The organism is Paenibacillus violae (genome assembly GCF_032461945.1).
Lineage (GTDB): Bacteria > Bacillota > Bacilli > Paenibacillales > NBRC-103111 > Paenibacillus_E > Paenibacillus_E violae.
Genome location: NZ_JAWCUD010000005.1, coordinates 397,216 through 414,559 on the forward strand (window position 1 = coordinate 397,216; position 17,344 = coordinate 414,559).

Below are 17,344 nucleotides of genomic sequence, written 5' to 3' on the forward strand. Positions count from 1 at the left end.
GGAGGATTTTGAATGCAGAAGATGCACATACAAGGTGTAGACAAAGCCATTTCCCGCTTGATCATGGGCACTGGGGATTTGAGGAAATTGGAGGAACCGCAGCGGATGATGCTGGATGCTTATATACGCGCAGGCGGCAATACCTTCGATACAGCTCATCAATATCGGAATAAAGAGGTTATTCTCGGCCAGTGGCTGGAGGAAAAGCAGCTGCGGGAGAAGGTTGTCATTCTCACCAAGGGTGCTCATCATGACGATGGCAGCCCCGGTCCGCGGGTGAATCCACAGGCCATTCGAAAGGATCTGCTGGAGAGTCTGGACAGATTAGGGACGGAATATGTCGACTTGTACGCCCTCCATCGCGATGATCCTGATACAGCGGTAGGTCCGATCATGGAAGAATTGAATGAGCACATTCAAGCATCACGCATCCGGGCTATCGGAGCTTCCAACTGGTCCTTTGGGCGTATTCAGCAAGCGAATGAATATGCTGCTTCCCATGGATTGATCGGGTTTACGTTCAGCAGCCCGAATCTAAGCCTTGCTAAGCCGAAAGAGCCCAGATGGGAAGGCTGTGTATCGGCCGATGCTGACACCTGTGCATGGCATGGGGGCAATCAACTGCCGCTCCTTGCGTGGTCCTCGCAGGCAGGAGGTTTTTTCTCCGGCCATTTTACGCCGGACAATCACGAAAATTCTGAAATAGTTAGGGTTTATTATAGCGATGATAATTGGGAGCGGTACCGTCGTGCAGCCAAACTTGCCGCGGAAAAAAGCGTCAGCCCCATTCAAATTGCATTAGCCTATGTGCTGAATCAGTCTTTTCCGTCTTGTGCAATCATCGGTCCGAAAAATCCTGAAGAACTGCAAACTTCAATAGAAGCTATGCATATTCCGTTTACGCCGGAGGAGCTTGCGTGGTTAAATCTAGAACGGGAGGAAGCTGCGAAATGATTAGACAGAAGCTGGCAGCCCAGTTGTATACGTTAAGAAACGAACTTAAACAGGATTTTCCGGGCGTGTTAAGAGAGTTGAAAAAGATGGGGTGGGCAGCCGTCCAAATCGACGGATTACACGGGTATCCCGCCGCGGACATTGCGGCTGTGATGAAGGAAACCGGCCTGCGTACGGCAGGCATGCATGTAGGCTTAGAGCGGATGAAACACGATCTTGAGGCTGTATTGGAGGAAGCCAGGCTATTCGATACCCGGGATATCATCTGTCATTCCCTGCCGAATGGCCTGCAAAATCCGGAAGGCTACCTCAGCGTGCGCAACGATTTGCATCAAGTTGCTTCTGTGGTGAGCGGCTCAGGCTATCGGGTCGGTTACCACAATCATGACTTTGAATTTCATACGACGATGGATGGAAAGTTTGCGCTTGAATATCTGCTCGAAGACCCGGCTGTTTATCCGGAAATCGATACGTATTGGGTCCAAAAAGCAGGTCAAGACCCGCTTTCTTTCATCAGTAACTACGCGTTCCGTATGCCGATTCTTCATTTGAAGGATATGACCTCTGACGGAAAACAATATTTTGCCGAGATCGGCACAGGAATCATCGATTTTGCACCTATTCTAGCATGGGGATTGCAAAATGGCGTTGAATGGTTCGCTGTTGAGCAGGATTATTGCCCAGGCAGTCCAATGGATAGTCTGGCTATCAGCTTAGCCAACTTGTTGGAGCTGGAGAAGAAATTGGTTTAGGCCCTGTAGTTCCCTAGGAAAACACAAATAAGGACTGTCCCCCAAAGAAACTTTACTTCTTTGGAGGACAGTCCTTATTAATTTCCGCCGGAAGCAGCTTGCTGCTCGTTTTTCTGCTGCTTATGCGCCTGCGCGTCGATGACCTTGCCGCCGCCGCTTTTGTCGCTCACGGAAGCGATTTGCATCGCGCTGCTGCCTTGGAAAATCCCGCCCTCCTGAACAATGAAGGAGCGGACATCGATGTTGCCCACCAGCACGCCGGAGCTGGTGACGAGGAGCTTGCCTTTGGTCTGTATGTTGCCTTTCACTTTGCCGGCAATGATGACGTCGCGCGCTTGGATGTTGGATTGGACGACAGCATTTTCGCCAATGGTGATATCGCCTGCGCATTCAATGTCGCCATGCAGCTGGCCTTCAATACGAAGGCTGGCTTCGGACATAATTTTTCCTTCGCAGATGGTACTTGCCCCGATTAACGTGTCCGTTGTTTTCGTATCTATGCGCTTCGGTTTCGAGCTTCCAAGCATTAGCGTTCATCCTTTCTATTGCTTATTAGATAAGGGGTGGGGTCAATGGGGACACGGTTTTTCTGTACCTCGTAATGCAGATGGGAACCCGTGCTTCGTCCTGTGGAACCAAGCAGGCCGATCAGTTGACCTTTTGTTACTGATTCTCCGCGTTTCACGAGCATTTTATTCAGATGCATATAACCGGTTTGAATGCCGCGCGAATGATCGACAATAATACGGTTGCCGTACTCATTGTCGAAGCTGGCTTCGATCACTTTGCCTGAAGCAGTTGCATAAACGGGATCGCCTAACTCGCCGTCGAGGTCAAGGCCCGTATGCATGGATGGCTTACCTGTGAAGGGATCTTTGCGGATGCCGAAACCGGAAGTAAGACTATGCGTGGTGATGGGCCAGAGGGTTGGCGTGATGCTCCTTAAATAGTCGGCTTCCTTCAATCGCGCTTCCGACTCGCTGAGATTAACAAGCAGTGCGTTGATATCCCCGACCAAGGTAGAAAGCCCTTGTTTGGTATTGCTCACAAGCTGAGTCACTTCCTGTGAAGTGACCGGGACCTCGTTGCCGCCAACATCCGAGTTGGCAGTAGAGTCACTTAATGCGGACAACTTTTTGCTTGTCCTGTTTGGTTCTTCTGATTCGCTCATTAACTGTATGACATGATCTAGTTTCTTAATTTCTTCGAGCTTGCTCTTAAACTCATCTGCTTGCTGGGATAAGTCAATCAAATTAGCTTGAAGCTGCTCAAGTTCATTATCTTTAAGTGTAATTTGATTAACTAGTTGGCGTTCTTGTCCATCGAACGTTCGCTGCAAGTTTTCTTTCGTTTGATGGGAGTAGGTATTCATAAAGTAAATCGTGACAAAAAAACCAATCAGCACGAGCAGGATCACGCTAGGCACAATATACAAGCTACTGTGCGGAAGCTTAAATCTTACGGTACGGCGGTTGGCGCCCGGAATGATCATGAAGGTTAATTCTTTTTTACCCCATATGAATCTCAACCGATCCTCTTCCTTTCCGTAATAAAAGTCCCCCCTCCTTGATTGGATTGTATTCGAAAAGAAGAGGAGTCATGCCTAATTTATTCATTTGCAAAAATTAGCCAATGAATTCCCTGATGCAGGACATACTAAATTTGGATATAAAATTGGGTGTAGGCAGGATGTCCCCGTACTCAACTTTTTTAGAAAAAATTACGTCTATAGGGAAGAATGGCGCAGTACAAGAAGTGAAAGGAGTGATTTGGATGTTGAAAAAATATATACCGATATTAGCGTTAGCTGCTATGACGCTTGCCGGATGCGAGTCGTCCGGAACGACGAACGGGGCTGTGAGCGTGTCCGATTCACCTCAGCCGACAGCGACTACAAGTTCACAACCAACTGTACAACCAACGGATCAAACGGCAACTCCCTCTGGCACACCCGTCTCCGGAACCAGTGATAAACCATCGAAAGTTGCTATGACGGGGGTGACGGCTGTTCGCTTGGCGGATGCCAAATCCGGCTGGATTGGCGGTCACGGGTGGATTGCTCATACGGATGACAGCGGTGCAAAGTGGCAGGTTCAATATGAGGGCAAAGGCGATGTCAAACAATTGTTTGCTCTGAATGGAAAAGAAGCTTGGGCGAGTGTCGGGACGGAAGGCAGCTTGCTAAGCACCAAGGACGGAGGCCAACATTGGGCATCTGTCGGTCAAATGCCGAACGCCGCCTTCTTTCATTTTGTATCGAAAGGGGAAGCGTTCAGCGGGAATGCTCACACCGTGGATGGCGGCGTAAAGTGGACGAATATGCCTGTACCTGACGGTATTACAGGAGATGCTTATTTCCATGATGCCAATAACGGGTGGGCCGTCAAGCAAGGAAAAGACACAGTGGAAGTGATGAGAACCCAGGATGGAGGAAAAACGTGGAACAGCGTAATGTCCCGCAAAAGTGCCGCGGGCCTCACTGGCACTGTGATTCGTTCCGCCGGAGCGAACGATGCCTGGATTGAGCTGATCGGTGAGTCAGGGATGACCCAAACCTCGTATTCCTTGTTCCACACGAAGGACGGCGGGAAGACCTGGCAGACGGTGCTCGCGAACAGCACCGCTGGAGGCGGGCCGGCCCCCGGCATCCCTGCAGGTGATACCGCAGGGCCGAAGAACACGGGCTCGAAGCCCGGGCCGCTCTACGTCGTAAGTCCCGACGTAGCCTTCATGGGCGGCCAATGCCCGAGCTGCGACAAGCCGAACTCCGTCGGATGGACGAAGGACGGCGGCAAAACCTGGGTGAACGGCAAAGAGACGTTCACCGGCTACGGCGAGCTTCTGCTGGGCATGGCAGATGCCAATCAAGGCTGGCTGATCACGAATGACAATGAGCAGCCGAGCGTGATGTACACCACCGGCACAGGTGGTGTGAACTGGACGAAGGCGCATACCTTCGATGCACCGAAATAACAAAAAGCCTTACCGGAAGCTGATGGCTAACGGTAAGGCTTTTTCTCATCCATGAAATTCCAACGGTTACGACCCCCTAACCACGGAAGTGGTGGTAGAATGGTATGTATAGACTTGCTATATCTGCACATACACAGGAGGTCAGACATGCTAGCCCCTAAATATACGATTTCTACGCTAGTCATCGCACTTGCCGTACTTATTGGTTTTACTGTGAAAAATCCGGAAAACATGGCGCTGAACGCGGCATTGACGAATACGAACGATCATCAAACCATACCAACAGAACCGGCACCACCAGCACTTCCAGCTGAATCGGCAACCCCGGAACCAACCCCCTCAGCAGTACCTATAACAAAAAGTACGGTAGAGACAGCACCTTCCACGTCATCCCCGGCTCGGACAGCGAAGCCAATAGCGAAACCTTCAGCGACGCCCAAAGCAGCAGCCCCAAGCTTATCGCCACCTGTGACCCTGCCTGGGACTGGTGAAGAAGAGACTCCCACGGCAGCGGCTCCAGCTACAACGACAGAGGTACAAGAGAACTTGGCACCACCACAGGCAAGCCAGGCACCAGCTGTGGTCATTTCTGCGACGCCTTCTATAAATAAGCCTGCGTTAGAGCAGGTTCGAGAGGGAGATGACCCCGTTCCGGGTGTGAAGAAGGTGAATCTCGCCTCCGCTGAGATTGTGAAAATCAAAGAACAATACGAACAAAAGGCGACTTCCGATAGTAAGGATGAAATGTGGAAACGTAAAGCTGAACCTCTCATTATCAAAGGAATGAGCTTCCTTGGTACCCCTTACGTATTCGGAGCGAAGGGAGGTCAAACCGATGCATTCGACTGTTCTTCCTTTCTCCAATACCTGTTTGCGACCCAAGAGGTAAACTTGCCTCGCGATACAGGTCAGCAAAGTGAACGAGGGACCGAGGTGTCCATGAACGAATTGCGCGAGGGTGATCTCGTGTTTTTCACGACTCCCAAGCGCAAAAACAAAGAAGGTACCGAACAGATCGGCCATGTGGCGGTCTATATGGGTAACGGACTTATCCTGCATACCTTCCGTACAGGCATCGGCGTAACGATCTCGGAGCTTGATGCTGTTTGGAAAGATCGCTTTGTTAAGGCCAAGCGTGTGTTGTCTTAATGAATTTTCGCGGGGATGGCCTTGTTATAGCCAAGAAGCTCCGATACGGTGATTAACTTGTATCCCCTGTTTTTTAATTCAGGCAAAATAATCTTCAAGGCGGCGATGGTTTGCGTCGGGCCTTCAATATAGTCATGGAACAAAACGATGTTCCCATTTTTTGCATTTTTCAGCACTGTGTTCACAATGCGATTGACCCCCGGTGTATCCCAATCCTTCGTATCCAGCTGCCAGCTCCACATGATCATTTTGTAGCCCTCATCTTTGACAACGGACACAAGTCGTTCGTTGTAGAAGCCCCCAGGCGGACGGAACAATTGTGACCGCTGCCCTGTTTTTCCAACAATCAGATCCTCCGTCGTATTCAGCTCTTTCTTGATATTGGTATTCCGCCCGATGTAGGCATGGCTGTATGTATGATTAGCAATCTCATGACCTTCTCGAGCTGTTTGTTCCAGCACATCGGGATAGAGCTGAATTTTGTTGCCGACGACGAAAAAGGTTGCCTTCGCGTCATACTGCTTAAGCAGTTCTAGAACTTGCGCCGTATACTTGGGATGCGGACCGTCATCGAAAGTAAGAGCGATCACTTTCTCATCCGTATTCACTTCCCAGACAATTTCTCCACGGTTTTCATAGTAGCTACGGTCTTTCTTAGGGGCGGCGCTGGCTGCTACTGGCTGCAACAAAAACAAGCAAATACACAAAGCGGCAATGATTCTCATGATGTCTCCTTCGTTGATTTGGTACAAGTAGCGTTTCCAATTCCCCTGAAAGGAATTCAAGATTTCGGCGGTTCACTTCCGTTGCCATTGCCATTCCCATTTCCGTTTCCGTTTGTAGTTCCATTCCCATTGAAGAAGGTAGTCGTAAGCGCCTTGATTTTTTCCATAAATTTACCATACCCATAACCGGTCAAAAAAGCGATAGAAATGCGTGCCGACATGGAATCGCCGACCTGCAGCAGCATAATGCCGCTCTCGAACAAGACGATGGTGATGATCGCTGAACCGAAACAGAGGATGGGCCTCATGAAATACCAGTACATCCACTGCGAAGTCAAGTCATGATAATGTTCGTGGAACATCCTCAGGCCGTACAAGGCCCCGCCCAATGCGCCGGCAAAGCCAAAACAGGCATACTCATGATACCGGCTTACGTCAATGCCTAATAGTTTCCCCTGAACGGACCCGCTGCCGAGTACGGCCATCATCCAGAGACTGCCGATGAACCATGCGAGCAAATAAACAAAGATAGCCTGCTTGCCGAATCGTTTCAAGGGGTCCAAAAAAAATCACCGCCCTATACATGGTTAATACCATTGTATGAGCGGTGTTGTTGTTGATGCCTGCCGATAGGGACGTTGATCGGATAACTTTAAATACTGAATGATAGCTCTGGAGCAATCTTGGGCGCCGAATTTCTGATGCTTGCGGATCGTGATGCGGCGTTTCGAAAGCTCGGGATACTGCTCCAGCAACAGCTTGAACCAGTGATCGACCATTTCGAGAGATGTAATCATTTGACCGTAACCTTGATCCTGAAAATATTGGCAATTCATTTCTTCCTGTCCGGGAATGGGGCTGTAGAACAGCATCGGAATGCCTTTGGCCATAGCTTCGGTACAGGTCATCCCACCAGGTTTTGTGATCAATAGGTCCGAAATGTCCATTAGTTTATTAATCTCATTGGTGTACCCAATCAGATGGATGTTCGGCTGCCGGAAAATCTCTTCCTCTAACAGCTGCTGGCGTGCTTTCTCGTTCGTCCCGAGACAGATGAGAAGCTGTATATCCTTGCTCCAGCCGGCTAAATACGTTAACAATTCTTCTTTTTCTTCCTTCTTAAAAACACCCCAACCGCCGCCCATTACCATCACTGTAGGCATGGCGTTAAGCCCGAACTGCTTGCGGGTCTGCACTTTGCTATGCTCGAGATGGAAGTCAGGGTGGACGGGGATGCCTGTAACTTCGATGTTCGTCTCCGGTACGCCGCGGGCGATGAGACGCTCTTGCACCTTCGGCGTCGAAACCATATATTTGTCTACGGCAGAGTCAATCCATGCACCGTGGACATCGTAATCGGTGATCACGGTGAACAAAGGCACCGTAAGTCCGGCGCGTTTCAATCGTGAAACGATCGCGCTTGGAAAAGGGTGCGTACACACGATAATATCCGGCTTGAGCTGTTTGATAATCGCTTTGGTTTGGGAATAAAACATCCGGTGCAGGAAGAGTCCTGCAAAGCGGCCCAGTGACTTTTCATATTGATTGCGGTAAAGCATACCATAGAGTTTGGGTTGTGAAGTAACCGTGCGGCGGTATGCCGAGAAGATCCAAGGTGCAAGGGTAGGGTGCAAAAATGCGCCGAGCTCAAGAACGCGTGTAATAATTTCCGATGAGTTTTGTCTCAGCTCAACGGAAAGTGCGTGTGCAGCTTGTGTATGACCTTTCCCGAAGCCCTCAGATAAGAGCAAAATCCGTTTTTTTCGCAAGGAACTCACCTTTCTTTGACAACCATATCAATCTTATTTATAGATTAGACGTAATTTGCGGGGAAATCCCTGCAAGTTAGCCGTTAAGCGTTGCTTTCAGCTTCGATGCGTAGCATTTGCGGCAGACAGGGACATAACTTTCATTGCCGCCGATTTGAATCTGCTCACCGTGGAAGATAGGCTCTCCATCCTTGCAGCGCATGTTCATGATCGCTTTCTTGTCGCAATACCAGCAGACCGTTTTAATTTCCTCAATCGTATCCGCCGCCGCAATCAGTGCCATGCTTCCTTCAAAGAGTTGCCCCATGAAGTCCGCCCGCAAGCCATATGCGATAACAGGGATGTTCAAGTCATCAACAATCGTGATCAATTGCGCGACCTGTCCTTTGGTTAAGAATTGCGCCTCGTCCACAAGGATACAGTTAGGAGACTCTATTTGCGCCAGTTCAACCATGTCCAAAGTATCGTCTACCACAATGGCATTTTTTTGCATGCCGATTCGGGATACGACCTTGCCAACACCAAAACGGTCATCAACGACGGATGTCAGGAGGAGCGCTTTTTTACCTTGTTCTTCATAATTATGCGCAACGCGCAGTACTTCAATGGATTTGCCGCTGTTCATCGTACCATAACGGAAATATAATTTTGCCAAGCTGGGCCAGTCCCCTCTGAAGATCTAGGATCGAATGGATGTATGACTATATGTTAAAAAAATAAGTAGCTGAAAGAGATTGAAGCTCTTCTAATTTCACGGCGGCCTGGAAACTTGTTTCCGAAGCCGGTTTGTCGCCGATCAGCGGCTGTTTCTTGTATATTTTACGAATATTGACTTCAATACTGCCCTTCACCGGCTCTTCCGTAATCTGAATGCGATGGGGTTCGTACATTAAAACATGCATCGTGTCCTTAGCCACCGGGTTTGCACTTTGCAGCAGCTCCTGAATGAGCTCATGATCCAAAAGGGATGGAAGCTTTTCTTTCATACCCGGGTTCGTTTCGCAGTGATGAGCCACCGCTTTGGCGAGCAGCGCATCCATGGCAAGGAAGGGAGGGCTAAGGAAAATACGGTGGTCCTCCACGACCGCATGAATAAGCGCAGCTGCCGTTTCTTCATCTGTTTCTATATAATTGCCGCGAAGGCGCAGCTTACGGACGAGATCGGAAGGCGGCATGAGCTGCAGCCCGGCATAATGCGTATCCCGCAAAAAACTGTCCAGATGATCAAGGCCCATCAAGGAAGTTTTGTTCGTTAAAGGGCTGTCCTGATTCAAAATGGATACAATCGCTGCTGGAGAGATGCCATGCTCAGTCAGGATGTCGGCAACGGGTCCGTTCAGGATCAGTCGCTCTGTATGTTGATGGTGGTCATAACCGAGTGTTCGTTCCACCGCATGCGAAAAGGGCAAATGGCCGATGTCATGCAAAAGTGCAGCTATGCGAAGCAAGGGCTCGTCCGGGCAAAAATGGGCCATCAAGGACCACACACCAACAGTGTGCTCGAACCGTGAATGGGTCATTGGCGAAAAAAGCGCGGAAGCTCCGAAGTGATGCAAAAACTTCAAACGGCGTACCGGCTGCGATCGGAAAAGCTGGACTTCAACCGGATGGGCTGGTATATGCCACTTATAAAGGGGCTCCCAAATCATCCCAGTCGAAAAAGTATGCTGTAGACTCAAAGCAGCGTTCCTCCTAGGCTGTGGAATCTGGATGTATATTTCATTTCAGCGCATTAGCTATCATAGCATGAAACATAGAAAGTTCGCTATCATGAGCGTATGAAAAGGCAGCGTAAAACATGCACAACAAGCTGTGGATGCTTCTTTCATGCGGGGCTGGCAGCGGCAGCTGCACTTGTTAATTATGGGCGGAATCGCGGTTTAAGTTGAAGTTCCTCCATTGAAAAATAAAGCGGATAGCGATACTTGGCCGCCACTTCCTTTTTTTAGGACTATCTTATAAAAATATTAAAATGAAAACCTTTACAATTAGATTGAACTATACTATTTCTGGTGTTAATATAATATAAAAAATATTGAGACTATTTCACCAATTTGTACTATTCAATATATTTGAGTGAAATAGGCGTCACCATGATTCGACAATTTAATACTTTAAAGCGTACATTGGACAAAGTGTGTCCAAAAACCAGAAAAGAAAGGTTGCACAACATGACCAAAAACGGGTTACCTCCCAAGCAAGGATTGTACGATCCTCAGTTCGAGCGTGATGCCTGCGGTATCGGCTTTGTAGCCAATATTAAAGGTGTTAAATCGCATGAAATCGTCAAGCAAGCGCTTCGTGTACTTTGCAATTTAGATCATCGCGGTGGTCAAGGCAGTGAGCAGAACACAGGCGACGGAGCGGGAATTTTGATGCAAATTCCGGACGCGTATCTCCAAATTGCTTGTGCGGAGGAAAACATCAAGCTTCCTGCAGCAGGTCACTATGGTGTAGGTATGGTCTATTTGCCTCAAGATCTGGAGGCGCGCCAAGCATGCGAGAAAATCATTGAGCGCATTGTTAGCGAGGAAGGTCAGCAATTCTTAGGTTGGCGAACTGTTCCTACAGATAACAGCTCACTTGGAGAATCCGCACAGTCGGCAGAACCTTTCGTACGCCAGGTATTTATTGGAGAAAGTTCGGATGTGGCGAGCAATCTCGATTTTGAACGGAAGCTGTACGTCATACGTAAACTTTCTGAAAACGCTATCAAGTCGTCGATTCAGGATTCGCAATTTTACTATTCTAGCTTGTCTAGCCGAACAATCGTTTATAAAGGGATGTTGACGCCTAAGCAAGTCGACGCTTACTACATGGAGCTGCAGGACGAGAAGGTGGAGACCGCGCTTGCGCTCGTTCACTCCCGGTTCAGTACGAACACATTCCCAAGCTGGGAGCGTGCGCATCCCTACCGCTATCTGATTCATAACGGTGAGATCAACACGCTGCGTGGAAATGTGAACTGGATGTATGCACGTCAGGCGATGTGCGATTCGGAACTGTTTGGCGAAGATTTCAAACGCATTCTTCCTATTATTGATACCGACGGATCGGATTCGCAAATGTTTGATAATACGCTTGAGTTCCTCATGCTTTCAGGACGTTCGCTGCCGCATGCGGCGATGATGATGGTGCCTGAGCCGTGGTCCAAACATGAGTCGATGGATGACGCCAAAAAAGCGTTCTACGAGTACCACAGCACACTCATGGAGCCGTGGGACGGACCGGCAGCAATTGCCTTCACGGATGGCAGTCAGATTGGCGCTATCCTTGACCGTAATGGTTTGCGTCCATCGCGTTACTATGTCACTACGGATGATCTCATCGTTCTGGCCTCAGAAGTTGGCGTTTTGGACATTGAGCCTGAGCGGATTTTGTACAAAGATCGCCTTAGACCGGGTCGCATGCTGCTGGTTGATACCGTATCAGGCCGCATTGTAGCCGACGAAGAAATTAAAAGCGGCATTGCCGGCGAGCAGCCTTATCGTGACTGGTTGAATGAACATCTTGTTTCATTGGAGGACTTGGATGATGCGCCTATCGTGCTTGGTTCCGATCATGACACGGTCTTGCAGCGTCAGCAAGCTTTTGGCTACACATTTGAGCAACTGCGTAAAATTCTTGAGCCTATGGCCAAAACAGGCGTAGACCCTATCGGATCTATGGGTACGGATGCTCCGCTTGCCGTGTTGTCCGATCGGCCGCAACTGCTATACAACTACTTTAAACAATTGTTCGCACAGGTCACGAATCCGCCGATCGATGCCAATTTCGAAGAAATCATCACAGCGCAGGGCACAACGATCGGGCCAGAGCGCAATCTCATAAGCCCTGAGCCGGCGAGCTGCCGTCAAATTCGGTTGAAAACGCCGTTCCTCTCCAATGAAGAATTGGCGAAGCTGCGTCATATTCAGCGTGACGGCTTTAAGACGGTAACACTTCCTACCTTGTTCGAGGCTGCTCAAGGCACGGCTGGCTTGGAAAGCGCGATGCAAGCCCTTTATGCTGCTGCGGACGGGGCGATCCAAGATGGCGCTTCCTTGTTAATTCTTTCGGATCGCGGCGTGGACGGGCAAAAGGCGCCGATCCCAGCACTGCTGGCAACATCAGGACTGCATCACCATCTGATTCGCCAAGGGACTCGGACCAAAGTCAGCTTGCTTGTCGAGTCGGGCGAACCGCGCGAAGTGCATCATTTTGCTTTGCTGCTTGGCTATGGCGCAGGTGCGATCAATCCGTATTTGGCTTTGGAAACGTTAGATGACATGATCAGACGCAATCAGCTTGTCGGCATTGATCATGATAAAGCAACTTATAACTACATCAAGGCAGTGACCAAAGGCGTCGTGAAGGTTTTGGCGAAAATGGGCATCTCCACGATTCAAAGTTATCGTGGGGCGCAAATTTTCGAAGCGATCGGCCTCAGCCAAGAGCTGGTTGATGCATATTTCACTTGGACCTATACGCCGGTTGGCGGTGTAGGAATCGATGTTGTGGCTAAGGAAGCGGTGCTTCGCCACCAGCGTGCTTTCTCTGAGCAGGAGGGGCGCGATAAGGTGCTCGATACCGGCGGTGATTTGCAGTGGCGCCGGGACGGGGAAGACCACCTGTACACACCGGAAACCGTGCATGCTCTTCAATCGGCGGTTCGCACGAACAATTACGCCCAGTATAAGAACTTTGCGAAGCTCATCAAACGCGAAGATGAGAAATATATGGCTTTGCGCGGACTGCTGACCTTCAAAGCAGGCCGCGGGCCGATCCCGATCGAAGAGGTGGAGCCGATCGAGTCGATTTTTAAGCGCTTCAAGACGGGAGCCATGTCCTACGGCTCCATCTCCAAAGAAGCGCATGAGACGATCGCGATCGCGATGAACCGCATCGGCGGCAAGAGCAACACCGGCGAGGGCGGCGAGCATCCGGAGCGCTTCACGCCGGATGCGAACGGCGACTTGCGCCGCAGCGCGATCAAGCAGGTGGCGTCCGGCCGCTTCGGCGTCACAAGCCATTATCTCGTCAATGCCGACGAGATTCAGATCAAGATGGCGCAGGGCGCGAAGCCCGGCGAGGGCGGCCAGCTCCCGGGCACCAAGGTGTATCCTTGGGTGGCCGAGGTTCGCGGGGTTACGCCAGGCGTAGGTTTGATTTCGCCACCGCCGCATCACGATATTTATTCGATCGAGGATCTCGCAGAGCTGATCCACGATCTCAAGAATGCCAACCCGCGTGCACGTATCAGCGTTAAGCTGGTATCCGAAGTTGGGGTTGGCACCATCGCTGCCGGCGTAGCCAAAGGGAAAGCGGACGTCGTCCTTATCTCCGGCTACGACGGAGGAACGGGCGCGTCACCGCAGACGAGTATCCGTCACGCGGGACTGCCTTGGGAGCTCGGTCTTGCGGAAACGCATCAGACACTCGTTCTCAATGACCTGCGCAGCCGTATCACCGTCGAGACGGACGGCAAGCTGATGACAGGGCGCGACGTGGTCGTAGCTGCGCTGCTCGGTGCCGAGGAGTTCGGCTTCGCGACGACTCCGCTTATTACAATTGGCTGCGTGATGATGCGCGTGTGCCATCTGGATACTTGTCCGGTTGGAGTGGCTACGCAAAATCCGGAGCTGCGCAAGAAATTTGCCGGCGATCCGCAGCATGTGGTGAATTTCATGACCTTCATCGCGCAGGATGTGCGTGAGCTGATGGCCGAGCTTGGCTTCCGAACCATTGAGGAAATGGTTGGACGTACCGATGTGCTTGAGTCCAAGCAAGCTGTGGCGCACTGGAAAGCCAAAGGCGTTGATTTATCGCCGCTTCTGCATCAGCCGAATGTCGGCGAAAATGTGGGCCGATTCTGCCAAATGCCGCAGGATCACGGATTGGATCGCTCTTTGGACGTTACGAAGCTGCTTGAGATCTGCGAACCTGCGATTGAGCGTAAGGAACATGTGCATGCGAGCATGGACATCGCCAATACGAATCGCGTTGTCGGCACGATTGTCGGCAGTGAAGTCACTCGCCGCCATGGCGTAGAGGGCTTGCCTCACGACACGATTCGCCTTCACTTTAACGGCTCGGCCGGCCAGAGCTTCGGCGCTTTCGTGCCGAAGGGGGTTACGCTCTCGTTGGAAGGCGATGCCAACGATTACGTGGGGAAAGGGTTATCCGGTGGTAAACTGGTCATTTTCCCGCCTTCCCAATCTGCTTTTGTCCCGGAAGAGAATGTAATTATTGGAAACACAGCTTTCTATGGGGCTACCGATGGTGATGCGTACATTCGAGGTATTGCCGGCGAGCGCTTCTGTGTAAGAAACAGCGGTGTGCGGGCAGTTGTCGAAGGCGTAGGCGATCATGGCTGTGAATATATGACAGGCGGACGTGTTGTTGTGTTAGGATCGACCGGTCGTAACTTTGCGGCAGGGATGTCCGGCGGAATTGCTTACGTGCTGGATGAGAATGGCGATTTTGCCGACAAGGTTAACAAAGAGATGATCCATCTCGAGCAGGTTGAAGAAGCTTTTGAAATGAACGAACTGAGAACGATGATTCAGCATCATGCGACATTTACGGATAGCAGCGTTGCCCACCGCGTCATACAGCACTGGGATGAATACGTTTGGAAGTTCGTGAAGGTGATACCGAAGGACTACAAGCGGATGTTTGATGCCATCGAGAAGGTGAAACGATCCGGACTTGGCCAGCAAGAGGCCATCATGGTTGCTTTCGAGGCAAATATGCGGGATGTTTCCCGTGTCGGTGGAAACTAACGAATCGGAGCAGAGGCTTACGACGTAAGTTTTGCTAAAGCAAAACTCTTAGGAGGGACTAAACGTTCATGGGTAAACCAACGGGTTTTATAGAACATCGCCGAGAAGTGGCCACCGAAGCCGCTCCGCTGGTCCGTATTGGCCATTGGAAAGAGTTCGCGACACCGCTGACGGATGATAAATTGCAGACGCAAGGTTCAAGATGTATGGATTGCGGCATTCCGTTTTGCCACACGGGAGCTTTGATCAGCGGCATGGCTGCCGGCTGCCCGGTTAATAATCTCATTCCGGAGTGGAATGATCTCGTGTATCGTGGACAATGGCGGGAAGCGCTCGATCGTCTGCACAAGACGAACAACTTCCCGGAATTCACGGGACGTGTGTGCCCTGCGCCATGTGAGGGTTCCTGTACAGTGGGCCTCAAGGACACGCCGGTTACGATCAAAAGCATCGAAAAAGCCATTATCGATAAAGGCTTCGCAGAAGGCTGGATCAGGCCGGAGCCGCCTGAAGTGCGCACAGGCAAAAAGGTTGCCGTCGTAGGCTCGGGTCCATCCGGGCTCGCTGCCGCAGCGCAGCTGAACAAAGCCGGACACTGGGTGACGGTGTTCGAGCGCGCGGACCGCGTGGGCGGACTGCTGATGTACGGTATCCCGAACATGAAGCTGGACAAAAAGTACGTCCAGCGCCGTGTAGACCTGCTTGAAGCAGAGGGGGTCACGTTCATCACCTCCGCCCACGTCGGAGTGAACTATCCGATCGAGAAGCTTCAAGAGGAGTTCGATGCCATCGTGTTGTGCGGCGGCGCCACCAAGGGCCGCGACCTTCCGATTGAAGGCCGCGAGCTTGGCGGCATCCACCTGGCGATGGAATTCCTCAGCAAGAACACGAAAAGCTTGCTGGATTCCGAACATGCCGACGGTGAATTTATTTCCGCGGAAGGCAAAGACGTTATCGTGATCGGCGGCGGCGATACGGGGACGGACTGTGTCGGCACTTCTTTGCGCCACAAGTGCAAAAGCGTGACACAGTTCGAGATCATGCCGAAGTCCCCGGAGACGCGTCCGGCGAATAATCCTTGGCCGGAGTGGCCGAAGGTCCTCAAAGTGGACTACGGTCAACAAGAGGCTGCTGCGGTTCAAGGCGAAGACCCGCGCCAGTACTTAATCAACACGAAGAAGTTCGTGGGGGATGAGCACGGCAACTTGAAAGAGCTGCACACGGTGCTGATCGAGTGGCAAAAGAACGAGAAGGGCGCGTTCGTCCCTGTGGAAGTGCCCGGCAGCGAGAAGGTGTATCCAGCGCAGCTGGTCCTGATCGCGATGGGTTTCACAGGACCGGAGAACACGGTGCTGGATCAGCTTGGCGTCGCCAAAGACGAGCGCTCCAATGCGAAAGCGGAGTATGGCAAGTTTGCGACGAGCGTGGAAGGCGTTTTTGCCGCTGGTGACATGCGACGCGGTCAAAGTCTTGTTGTCTGGGCGATCAATGAGGGGCGTGCGGTGGCACGTGAGGTTGATCGTTATTTGATGGGTTCGTCGAATTTACCATAGGATGGAAAATAGGAAAGGAAGGTCCCTTGGTTTAGGGCCTTCCTTTTTGTATGTTGAGCTGAGCACTCCATCCCTTGAAGGGTGTGCTGCTATCGATTGGCAATTCCTCCCTGGCAAGGGGGGGGGACTACAGGGCGCTATTTCATCAAAATAGGCTCTATTTCGCGTGTAGGGGAACTGTGGGCCGCTATTTGTCCGTTTTCTTAAAAGAAACGGGGTTAGGCGGTCAAATAACGCCCTGTAGTTCCGCCTGAACGCGGAAACGGGCGGAATTTGATGGAATAGCGGCCAGTAGATCCTCAAAGGTGTATCGTTGTCTACTTTGACGTTAGTATGAGGCTCCCCCTCCGCAAAGTGTCTCAGTAACGCTGAATTTTTATCGGCGCTGGTGTTCTCCACCTCAAAAATTCGCTCGTACCAGGCTCTTAACAAGCATTGGCTCGTACCGGGCAACTCCTCTAACGGACTGGGCGACCTTATTTACCGTATTTTGGCCGGATACAAGTTCTAACGGACCCAGGAGACGCTAACAGCCTTGAAATTACTTAATACTGCTCTAAAGTTCACAGTTAACGCCCACCCTGGACCTCTGTCAAGAAAGTAAACACATCATTAAGTGACGATCACGCAGTTTCTGAAAAGGTCGCCGCAAACTGAACAGGCGAAACATAGCCGAGGGAGCTATGAACTCGTTTGCGGTTATAG

Annotated in this window: 13 protein-coding genes; 6 read left to right on the forward strand and 7 right to left on the reverse strand. The window is 50.9% G+C overall.

Annotated features, from left to right (window positions below):
• The first annotated feature begins 12 nt into the window (after positions 1 to 12).
• Entirely contained in the window at positions 13 to 954 is a 942-nt protein-coding gene (locus tag RQP52_RS17645; protein WP_315953099.1) for an aldo/keto reductase, read from the forward strand.
• Entirely contained in the window at positions 951 to 1,706 is a 756-nt protein-coding gene (locus RQP52_RS17650; protein ID WP_315953100.1) for a sugar phosphate isomerase/epimerase family protein, read from the forward strand. The genes RQP52_RS17645 and RQP52_RS17650 overlap by 4 nt, the downstream gene beginning before the upstream one ends.
• Before the next feature lie 77 nt (positions 1,707 to 1,783).
• On the opposite strand, the gene RQP52_RS17655 is transcribed toward RQP52_RS17650, so the two are convergent.
• Entirely contained in the window at positions 1,784 to 2,233 is a 450-nt protein-coding gene (locus tag RQP52_RS17655; protein ID WP_315953101.1) for a bactofilin family protein, read from the reverse strand.
• Positions 2,233 to 3,234: a M23 family metallopeptidase gene (locus tag RQP52_RS17660; RefSeq protein WP_315953102.1), complete on the reverse strand. Its 1,002-nt coding sequence runs from the start codon at positions 3,232 to 3,234 to the stop codon at positions 2,233 to 2,235. Before RQP52_RS17660 ends, RQP52_RS17655 begins: the two co-directional genes overlap by 1 nt.
• A gap of 245 nt (positions 3,235 to 3,479) precedes the next feature.
• On the opposite strand from RQP52_RS17660, the gene RQP52_RS17665 reads away from it, so the two are divergent.
• Together RQP52_RS17665 and RQP52_RS17670 are read left to right on the forward strand one after the other, a co-directional pair.
• A complete protein-coding gene (locus RQP52_RS17665) occupies positions 3,480 to 4,679 on the forward strand; it encodes a YCF48-related protein (protein ID WP_315953103.1) in 1,200 nt (399 codons plus the stop codon).
• 147 nt (positions 4,680 to 4,826) lie between these two features.
• Positions 4,827 to 5,828, forward strand: coding sequence for a C40 family peptidase (locus tag RQP52_RS17670; RefSeq protein WP_315953104.1), 1,002 nt, complete (start codon positions 4,827 to 4,829; stop codon positions 5,826 to 5,828).
• On the opposite strand, the gene RQP52_RS17675 is transcribed toward RQP52_RS17670, so the two are convergent.
• The 5 genes from RQP52_RS17675 to RQP52_RS17695 all read right to left on the reverse strand — a co-directional run bounded on the left by RQP52_RS17675 (position 5,825) and on the right by RQP52_RS17695 (position 10,001).
• Positions 5,825 to 6,553, reverse strand: coding sequence for a polysaccharide deacetylase family protein (locus RQP52_RS17675; protein WP_315953105.1), 729 nt, complete (start codon positions 6,551 to 6,553; stop codon positions 5,825 to 5,827). The genes RQP52_RS17670 and RQP52_RS17675 overlap by 4 nt on opposite strands.
• Before the next feature lie 56 nt (positions 6,554 to 6,609).
• A complete protein-coding gene (locus RQP52_RS17680) occupies positions 6,610 to 7,107 on the reverse strand; it encodes a hypothetical protein (RefSeq protein ID WP_315953106.1) in 498 nt (165 codons plus the stop codon).
• A 33-nt stretch (positions 7,108 to 7,140) separates the two neighbouring features.
• The gene (locus RQP52_RS17685) at positions 7,141 to 8,322 is read right to left on the reverse strand and encodes an MGDG synthase family glycosyltransferase (protein WP_315953107.1); all 1,182 of its coding nucleotides are present in this window, start codon (positions 8,320 to 8,322) and stop codon (positions 7,141 to 7,143) included.
• Positions 8,323 to 8,398: 76 nt separating this feature from the next.
• The gene (locus RQP52_RS17690) at positions 8,399 to 8,977 is read right to left on the reverse strand and encodes a thymidine kinase (RefSeq protein WP_315953108.1); all 579 of its coding nucleotides are present in this window, start codon (positions 8,975 to 8,977) and stop codon (positions 8,399 to 8,401) included.
• A 46-nt stretch (positions 8,978 to 9,023) separates the two neighbouring features.
• Positions 9,024 to 10,001: an HD domain-containing protein gene (locus RQP52_RS17695; protein ID WP_315953109.1), complete on the reverse strand. Its 978-nt coding sequence runs from the start codon at positions 9,999 to 10,001 to the stop codon at positions 9,024 to 9,026.
• A 492-nt stretch (positions 10,002 to 10,493) separates the two neighbouring features.
• Between RQP52_RS17695 and gltB the strand changes: the two genes are divergently transcribed.
• Both gltB and RQP52_RS17705 read left to right on the forward strand, forming a co-directional pair.
• On the forward strand, positions 10,494 to 15,086 hold the full coding sequence (gene gltB / locus RQP52_RS17700; RefSeq protein WP_315953110.1) for a glutamate synthase large subunit: 4,593 nt from the start codon (positions 10,494 to 10,496) through the stop codon (positions 15,084 to 15,086).
• Positions 15,087 to 15,154: 68 nt separating this feature from the next.
• Positions 15,155 to 16,639, forward strand: a complete 1,485-nt coding sequence (locus RQP52_RS17705) for a glutamate synthase subunit beta (RefSeq protein WP_315953111.1) — start codon at positions 15,155 to 15,157, stop codon at positions 16,637 to 16,639.
• Positions 16,640 to 17,344 lie beyond the last annotated feature (705 nt).

Coding starts and splice junctions, on each gene's coding strand:
- RQP52_RS17645 (WP_315953099.1), top strand. CDS start 13: ATGCAGAAGATGCACATACAAGGTGTAGACAAAGCCATTTCCCGCTTG.
- RQP52_RS17650 (WP_315953100.1), top strand. CDS start 951: ATGATTAGACAGAAGCTGGCAGCCCAGTTGTATACGTTAAGAAACGAA.
- RQP52_RS17655 (WP_315953101.1), bottom strand. CDS start 2,233: ATGCTTGGAAGCTCGAAACCGAAGCGCATAGATACGAAAACAACGGAC.
- RQP52_RS17665 (WP_315953103.1), top strand. CDS start 3,480: ATGTTGAAAAAATATATACCGATATTAGCGTTAGCTGCTATGACGCTT.
- RQP52_RS17670 (WP_315953104.1), top strand. CDS start 4,827: ATGCTAGCCCCTAAATATACGATTTCTACGCTAGTCATCGCACTTGCC.
- RQP52_RS17675 (WP_315953105.1), bottom strand. CDS start 6,553: ATGAGAATCATTGCCGCTTTGTGTATTTGCTTGTTTTTGTTGCAGCCA.
- gltB (WP_315953110.1), top strand. CDS start 10,494: ATGACCAAAAACGGGTTACCTCCCAAGCAAGGATTGTACGATCCTCAG.
- RQP52_RS17705 (WP_315953111.1), top strand. CDS start 15,155: ATGGGTAAACCAACGGGTTTTATAGAACATCGCCGAGAAGTGGCCACC.